Origin of the sequence: Pseudomonas sp. A-R-19 (assembly GCF_019956575.1) — a bacterium.
Classification (GTDB): domain Bacteria; phylum Pseudomonadota; class Gammaproteobacteria; order Pseudomonadales; family Pseudomonadaceae; genus Aquipseudomonas.
Genome location: NZ_JAHBDR010000100.1, coordinates 19,829 through 27,027 on the forward strand (window position 1 = coordinate 19,829; position 7,199 = coordinate 27,027).

Consider the following 7,199-nt stretch of genomic DNA (forward strand, 5'->3'; position numbering starts at 1 on the left):
AGCAATACCGTTCACTCAAAGACGAACCCCCTTCCGTGGCGAGGGAGCTTGCTCCCGTTGGGTCGCGCAGCGGCCCCAAAAGATGGGACTGCTACGCAGTCCAGCGGGAGCAAGCTCCCTCGCCACAGGGGGGCAGGGTCACTTATGTTTGTGCAGGACTTTCGTTCATGGTCAGTTTCAATCCTCAGGCCCTGGCTGCCGCCGTGCATATACGCCTGGTGGGCCTGGGCAAGCATTACCGGCTCGGGTCGCAGAGCGTGCACGCGCTGCAGGACATCAACCTGGACATTCGCCGCGGTGAGGTGTTCGGCATCATTGGTCGCAGCGGCGCCGGCAAATCCTCGCTGCTGCGCTCGCTCAACCGCCTGGAGCAGCCGAGCAGCGGCCAGGTATTGATCGACGGCGAGGATATCGTCGGCTTCGATCGTGCGCGCCTGGCGGGTTTGCGCCAGCGCACCGGGATGATCTTCCAGCACTTCAACCTGATGGCCTCGCAAACCGTCGGCGACAACGTAGGGTTGCCGCTGCGGCTGGCGGGCATCGGGCGTGCCGAGCGTGCGCGAAGAGTTGACGAGCTGTTGCATCTGGTCGGACTGCAGGACAAGCGCGACGCTTACCCGGCGCAACTCTCCGGCGGGCAAAAGCAGCGGGTCGGCATTGCCCGTGCGTTGGTGTTGCAGCCCGATTTACTGCTGTGCGACGAGGCCACCTCGGCACTCGATCCGGAGAGCACCCAGGCGATTCTGGCGTTGCTGCGCGATATCAACCGACGCCTGGGGCTGACCATCGTGCTGATCACCCACGAGATGGAAGTGATCCGCGATCTCTGTGACCGCGTGGTGGTTTTGGAACACGGGGAGGTGGTCGAGCAGGGCGACGTCTGGCAAGTGTTCGGTGACCCGCGACACGACGTCACCCGCGCCTTGCTTGGCACGCTGCAGTCTGCCGAGCATGACGTGCCGTCTACGCCTGAGTCGACCGAGGTGCTGCTGGACCTGCACTACACCGGTGCCCGTGGCCACGAGCCGGAATTGTCGGCGATCGCCGCACTGTTCGGCTGCCGGACGCACCTGGTGCAGGGCGGTATCGAGCGCATCCAGGGCCGTGCATTGGGCTGCCTGCGGGTGCGCGTGGAAGCATCCAGTGGCGGGTTGGAGGCGTTGCTGCAACAGGCGCACCAGATAGCCGATCGGGTCGAGCGGGCCGGTGCCTGAGGTTGCAATTGGCGGCGGCTACGCCGGGCGATCATATCGAAAGCTGGATAACCCGATTGTCCGGCTCGTCATCGATGGCGCGGCGCTTGTTGACCACCAGTTCACCGATGGCAATCAGGCGTGCGCGGGTCACGTTGCGGGACAGGCCGAGCAAGCTGGCGGTATGCACCTGGTTGTGATGGCAGAACTGATACGCGGCGCGCAGCAGGCTGTCCTCAACCTTCTCGTAAAGCGCACCCTGGTGTTCTTCGAAGAGTCGTTTGAACGCCCTTTGCAGGAGCGCCTGGGCAGACTCTTCAGTTGAGTTGACTCGTTCCTCCTGGCGCTCGATACGCAAGTTCGACAGGCGCAAGTCCTCCTGCCGGACCAGACCGTCCCGGCAGATCAGCAAGGTGTGGTGGATGACGTTTTCCAGTTCGCGAATGTTGCCGGGCCAGCCATAGCCGGCCAGCTTGCGTTCGGCGTCGGCGCTGAGGGCAATCTGGCCGTATCCGAGGCGTTCGCTGTAGGTGCGGATGAAGTGTCGGGTCAGGGGCAGGATGTCGCCGGGGCGGTCGCGCAGCGGATGCAAATGCAGGCTGACCACGTTGAGGCGGTAGTAGAGGTCCTCGCGGAAATGCCCGGCGTTGATCGCTTTCTCCAGCTGCACATTGGTCGCCGCCAACACTCGCACGTTGATCGCAATGCTCTTGCGCGAGCCCAGTCGCACCACTTCACGCTCTTGCAGGACACGCAGCAACTTGACCTGGATGGGCATCGGCAAGTCGCCAATCTCATCGAGGAACAAGGTGCCGCCATTGGCCTCTTCGAACCAGCCCGGCTTGGCGCTGATGGCGCCGGTAAAGGCGCCTTTCTCATGGCCGAACAATTCGGCCTCGACCAGTGATTCGGAGAAGGCGCCGCAGTTGACGGCCACAAAAGGACCCTGGTTGCGGCGGCTGAGGTTATGGATATGGCGTGCGACCAACTCCTTCCCGGTTCCGGTTTCACCAATGATCAGCACGCTGGCCTCGCTCGGCGCGACCTGTTGCAAATGGGCGAGCAGGGCCTGCGACTTGGGGTCTTCGAAGACCTGGGCGGTGGCCCGGATCGAGGTGGCTAACGATGGAGATGGGGGCAGAGTCAGCAGTTGCATGGGCTCCCTCGCTTATGAGTAGAAAGTGGGAGTGGGGCGGTTCTGGTTCAGCGCCCAGTCACCCAACTCGTGAATTTTGTAGTCCACCGGGTCATGCAGTGTCTGGGTGCGCAGGTTGCGCCAGTAACGGTCGAACCGCAGTGAGGCGTGAGTCGCGCGCGCCCCGGTGACTTCAAACAAGCGGGTGCACAGATCGAGGCCGGTACGGGTCGCCGCCACTTTCGCGCAGGCGATCGACAGCGCCAGTTGCGCACGCTCTTCGCTGCCCAGGGCGTGTCCCTTGTGCCAGGCTTCGTCGAGTTGTGTCGCGGCGCGTTCAACCAGGACACGCACGCTTTCCAGGCCGACCCAGAACTCGCCGTAGTGACGCAGGATGTAGGGATCCTCGCTGACATGGCGGGCCTTGGAGGTGAACCACGGGCGTCCCTCCTTGAGGGTGTAATGCCGTGCTTCCTCGAAAGCCCCTTCGGCGATGCCCAGGAAAATGTGCGCGAAGTGCAGTTGGGCGATCAGCGGGCGCAGGCAGGCGAACGGGGTGCTCAACGGACCTGGATCGAGCAGCAGCTCAGACTCTTCCACGCGCACCCGCTCAAAGGTGGCGCTGCCACTGTCTGTCTGGCGCTGGCCCATGTTGTCCCAGTCGCCATGCAGGGTGATGCCGGTGCGACCGCTGGGAATGGCCGCGATCAGCAGCTTGCCGCCGGCGCTTTCGTCGACCGCCGAGGCAATCAGCATTTCCGAGTCGCTGGCGCCGGAGCAGAAACTTTTCTTGCCTGAAAACTCACGCCAGCCATCGAACTTCTTCACCACTGTGCGGGTGTCGAGGGGGTTGAGTGCGTTACCCCAGAACCAGTTGTTGCGCGCGGTCTGTTCAAACCAGGGTTGCCATTGCTCGGGTCGTGAGAACAGACGCACGGTGGCCAGCATCAGGTGCTGGAAACCGAAGACGTGGGCGATCGAGCTGTCGACCTTGGCGAACTCGCGGACCACGCCGAGTGTCTCGCTCCAGTCGGCACCCAGGCCACCGAACTGGGTGGGGATGCTCAGGGCCAGCAAGCCGCTGTGGCGAAGGGCATCGCGCTCGGCTTTCGGCGTACCGCCGTGCTCGTCCCGTTCGGCGGCCGTTTGCGCAAAGGTGGCGGCCAGTTTGCGCGCGATCTGCAAGGGGCTCAGTACAGAAGTTTGTAATTGGGTGCTCACTCGCCATTCCTCGATTTTTCTTGGGTGCCCGCCAGGCAGGTCGTTGACGACAGGCTCATGCGTTGTGTGTCCGTGGCAGGACATCGTTGGCGATCATTTCGCCAAACGGCCCGGTGAGATTGGTCACGCCGCGACCTGCCAGGCTGGCATAGGGTTCGGGTAACAACGGGAAGACCAGTTCGGCGAAGCGATAGGCTTCTTCGAGATGCGGATAACCGGAAAAGATGAAGCTTTCGATGCCAAGGTCGGCGTACTCCTTGATGCGCGCAGCCACCTGTTGTGGATCACCGACCAGTGCCGTGCCGGCGCCACCGCGCACCAGGCCGACGCCGGCCCACAGGTTGGGGGCGATTTCCAGATTGTCCCGGCGCCCGTCATGCAGCGCGGCCATGCGCCGTTGGCCTTCGGAGTCGAAACGTGCGAATGACTTTTGCGCCGCGGCAATGGTCTCGTCGGATATGTGCTCGATCAGTCGGTCGGCGGCCTGCCAGGCCTCGGCAGCCGTCTCGCGCACGATCACGTGCAGGCGGATGCCGAACTTTACGGTCCGCCCATGCCTGGCTGCCCGGGCGCGGACATCGGCGATCTTTTCGGCCACCGCGGCCGGCGGCTCACCCCACGTCAGGTAGACATCGAGCTGCTCGGCGGCCAGGTCGTGGGCCGCGTCTGAAGAGCCGCCGAAATACAGCGCAGGGTAAGGCTTCTGCACCGGTGGGTAGAGGGCCTTGGCGTTTTCCACCTGGAAATGCTTGCCATGGAAGTCCACGGCTTCACCTTGCAGTACGCGGCGCCAGATCCGCAGGAATTCATCGGTGACTTCATAGCGCTCGGCATGGCTTTGGTGGATGCCATCGCCACGGTTTTCGTCCGGATCACCGCCAGTCACTACATTGATCAGCAAGCGCCCGCCAGATAACCGGTCAAGGGTGGCGGCCATGCGTGCGGACACCGTTGGCGAAATAATCCCCGGGCGAATCGCAACCAGATAGCGCAGGCGTTCGGTCAGCGGGGTCAGGGCCGATGCGATGACCCAGGAGTCCTCGCAGGAACGTCCGGTGGGAATCAGCACCCCGTAGTAACCCAGGCCATCCGCCGCTTGGGCAATCTGCTTGAGGTAGTTGAGGGTCACCGGGCGAGCGCCCTGGCTGGTGCCAAGGAAGTGCCCGTCGCCGTGGGTCGGGAGGAACCAGAAAACATTCATCGTGCTGCTCCTCAGGCGCTCTGGCGCAAGCGTTGGTGGCTGCTGAAAAACGGCAGGGCGCGCTCTACGGCCAGGCCGATGCGAGCCTGGAGCAAGTCGCAACTGATGCGGTAATTGCTGAAGTCGGATTCGCTGGCGTACACGCCCAATGGCAGGGTCAGCGATTGGAAGAAACTGAACAGTGGCCGTAGCTGGTGATCGATCACCAGCGCGTGGCGAGGGCTGCCACCCGTAGCGGCAAGCAGTACCGGCGTGTCGATCAGGGCATCCTGGTCGATCAGGTCAAACAGGTGCTTGAGCTGGCCCGGATAGGCGCCGCGATAGACCGGCGAAGCGACAATCAGCAGATCGGCGTTCTCGATGGCTTGCAGCTGTGCCTCGACTTCCGCAGACAGTTCCTTACGGCTGAGGGCGCCACCAACAGGGCGGGCGAGATCGGCAAGCTCGATCACCCGGCCAACAATATTCAGCTTGCTTGCGACCTCGTCGAGAATGGCCTGGCTGAGTACCTGGGTACGCGAAGGGCGATAGGCACCGCCGGATACTGCGATTACGTTCAAGGGGGCAGTCATTGTTTGATTCCTGTGCTGTCGCTCTACAAACAGAGTCGGTGGCAGTACTCAGCAAGAACCGAACCAGTTTTTATCTATATGAAACTAAAGGGTTTTGTTTGATTTTCTGGGTTGGTGTGTGGCTGCCAGGCCACTTTTTGTTGAAGTGCTGTTGGCCAGGGAACACTTGCGAGCTGTTCGATTTCGGACAGTTATAGGAGATTGTTTATATTCTTCAAAGGAATTAATAATTATTTTGATATTCCTTTTGGTTTGTATGCGGGGGAGGAGTCTGCGTGACCAGCGCGGTGGGAGGGTGTCTTAAAAATGAAACAAAATTGTCGCGTAGAAATATTACTGAAATGTTTCAAACCTATGATCGAGGCAGATCTTCTTCAGGTTACCTCTCTCATGCGTCGAGCTGTGTTCAATCAAAAAGGGGGCGTTGGCAAATCAAGCATCGCCTGCAATCTCGCGGCTGTCAGCGCTGCCGAAGGCTACAGGACGCTCCTCGTGGATCTCGATCCCCAGGCTAACTCGACCCAATACCTGACTGGGCTGACAGGCGATGATATCCCCGTGGGGATTGCCGATTTCTTCAAGCAAACCTTGTCCAGTGGCCCGGCCAGCAAAAAGAATCGGGTGGCCATCACTGATACTCGCTACGACAATCTGCACCTGGTCACGGCAAGCCGCGAGCTTGCTGACCTGCAGTCAAAGCTTGAGTCAAAATTCAAGATCAATAAGCTGCGCCGCTTGTTGGTGGAGCTGTCCGAAGATTACGAGCGGATTTACATCGATACGCCGCCGTCCCTGAATTTCTACACGATCAGCGCACTCATCGCCGCCGACCGCGTGCTGATTCCTTTCGATTGCGACAGCTTTTCCCGTCAGGCGCTCTACAGCGTCATCGCGCAAGTGGCCGAGTTGCGAGCTGACCATAATGAGTCGTTGATCGTCGAAGGCGTGGTGGTCAACCAGTTTGTCGCGCGTGCCAGCTTGCACCAGACGCTGATCGACGAGTTGGTGGCCGAGGGCTTGCCCGTGTTGCCGGATTATTTGAGTAGCACGGTCAAAATGCGTGAGTCCCATGAAACGTCGGTGCCGATGATCCACCTGGCGCCACGCCATAAGCTTTCATTGGAGTTCGTCAGCCTGTTTTGCGCATTGGAGCGGGCCAGTTGATCGCCACAGCAAGGTTGCTGTAGTGGGTCTGAATGTATCCATGACAATTTTTTGAATGTACTGGTTGTTCGATTTTATGCTGGGTCTCAAGACTTCACTGCCCCGGAGCTCACCATGCACATCGCCATCCTTACCTTCGAAGGTTTCAACGAACTTGATTCGCTGATCTCGTTCGGCATCCTCAACCGGGTTCAACAGCCTGGTTGGCGAGTGTCTATCGCCAGCCCCAGCGACAAGGTGCTGTCAATGAACGGCCTGATGATCGAGGCGCAGACATCGTTGGAGGACGCATGCGCAGCGGACGCCGTGCTGGTGGGTAGCGGGAGAATGACCCGGGACGTCGTCGCGAATGCCGCGCTGATGTCTCGCCTCAAGCTTGATCCTGCGCGTCAACTGCTGGGCGCCCAGTGCTCGGGCACGCTCATACTGGCAAAGCTGGGCCTGCTGGATGACGTGCCGGCCTGCACGGATCTGATCACCAAGCCATGGGTTGAAGAGGCCGGTGTGGCGGTACTCAATCAACCGTTCGTGGCCAAGGGCAATGTCGCAACCGCTGGCGGGTGCTTGTCGTCGCAGTATCTGGCCGCCTGGTTCATCTCGCGTCTTGCCGGTGTCGAGGCCGCACGCAATGCGCTGCATTACGTTGCCCCGGTGGGGGAGAAGGACATTTACATAACGCGGGCGATGGCGAACATTTCGCGGTTTCTTTAAGG

At 60.9% G+C, this 7,199-nt stretch carries 7 protein-coding genes; 3 read left to right on the plus strand and 4 right to left on the minus strand.

What is annotated here, in order from left to right; translation table 11 throughout:
- Positions 1-167 precede the first annotated feature (167 nt).
- Positions 168-1,214 carry a methionine ABC transporter ATP-binding protein gene (locus KGA88_RS27545; protein ID WP_223595652.1) on the plus strand — a complete coding sequence of 349 codons (1,047 nt, stop codon included), beginning with the start codon at positions 168-170 and terminating at the stop codon, positions 1,212-1,214.
- A 31-nt stretch (positions 1,215-1,245) separates the two neighbouring features.
- Here the strand turns inward: KGA88_RS27545 and KGA88_RS27550 are convergent, their stop codons facing one another.
- The 4 genes from KGA88_RS27550 to msuE are packed head-to-tail and all read right to left on the minus strand — an operon-like array spanning position 1,246 to position 5,322.
- Positions 1,246-2,349 carry a sigma-54 interaction domain-containing protein gene (locus KGA88_RS27550; protein WP_223595654.1) on the minus strand — a complete coding sequence of 368 codons (1,104 nt, stop codon included), beginning with the start codon at positions 2,347-2,349 and terminating at the stop codon, positions 1,246-1,248.
- Between the two features lie 12 nt (positions 2,350-2,361).
- Complete coding sequence (locus tag KGA88_RS27555) at positions 2,362-3,549, minus strand: acyl-CoA dehydrogenase family protein (RefSeq protein WP_223595656.1); 1,188 nt, start codon at positions 3,547-3,549, stop codon at positions 2,362-2,364.
- 55 nt (positions 3,550-3,604) lie between these two features.
- A complete protein-coding gene (ssuD, locus tag KGA88_RS27560) occupies positions 3,605-4,750 on the minus strand; it encodes an FMNH2-dependent alkanesulfonate monooxygenase (RefSeq protein ID WP_110657904.1) in 1,146 nt (381 codons plus the stop codon).
- A gap of 11 nt (positions 4,751-4,761) precedes the next feature.
- Complete coding sequence (gene msuE, locus KGA88_RS27565) at positions 4,762-5,322, minus strand: FMN reductase (protein ID WP_223595658.1); 561 nt, start codon at positions 5,320-5,322, stop codon at positions 4,762-4,764.
- A gap of 390 nt (positions 5,323-5,712) precedes the next feature.
- Between msuE and KGA88_RS27570 the strand changes: the two genes are divergently transcribed.
- Both KGA88_RS27570 and KGA88_RS27575 read left to right on the plus strand, forming a co-directional pair.
- Positions 5,713-6,486: a ParA family protein gene (locus KGA88_RS27570; protein ID WP_223595663.1), complete on the plus strand. Its 774-nt coding sequence runs from the start codon at positions 5,713-5,715 to the stop codon at positions 6,484-6,486.
- A 114-nt stretch (positions 6,487-6,600) separates the two neighbouring features.
- The gene (locus KGA88_RS27575) at positions 6,601-7,197 is read left to right on the plus strand and encodes a DJ-1/PfpI family protein (protein ID WP_223595661.1); all 597 of its coding nucleotides are present in this window, start codon (positions 6,601-6,603) and stop codon (positions 7,195-7,197) included.
- Positions 7,198-7,199: the final 2 nt, after the last annotated feature.

Bases quoted from the DNA above. Each gene is read 5' to 3' on its own strand.
- KGA88_RS27545 (WP_223595652.1), top strand. From the start codon at position 168: ATGGTCAGTTTCAATCCTCAGGCCCTGGCTGCCGCCGTGCATATACGC.
- KGA88_RS27550 (WP_223595654.1), bottom strand. From the start codon at position 2,349: ATGCAACTGCTGACTCTGCCCCCATCTCCATCGTTAGCCACCTCGATC.
- ssuD (WP_110657904.1), bottom strand. From the start codon at position 4,750: ATGAATGTTTTCTGGTTCCTCCCGACCCACGGCGACGGGCACTTCCTT.
- msuE (WP_223595658.1), bottom strand. From the start codon at position 5,322: ATGACTGCCCCCTTGAACGTAATCGCAGTATCCGGCGGTGCCTATCGC.
- KGA88_RS27570 (WP_223595663.1), top strand. From the start codon at position 5,713: ATGCGTCGAGCTGTGTTCAATCAAAAAGGGGGCGTTGGCAAATCAAGC.
- KGA88_RS27575 (WP_223595661.1), top strand. From the start codon at position 6,601: ATGCACATCGCCATCCTTACCTTCGAAGGTTTCAACGAACTTGATTCG.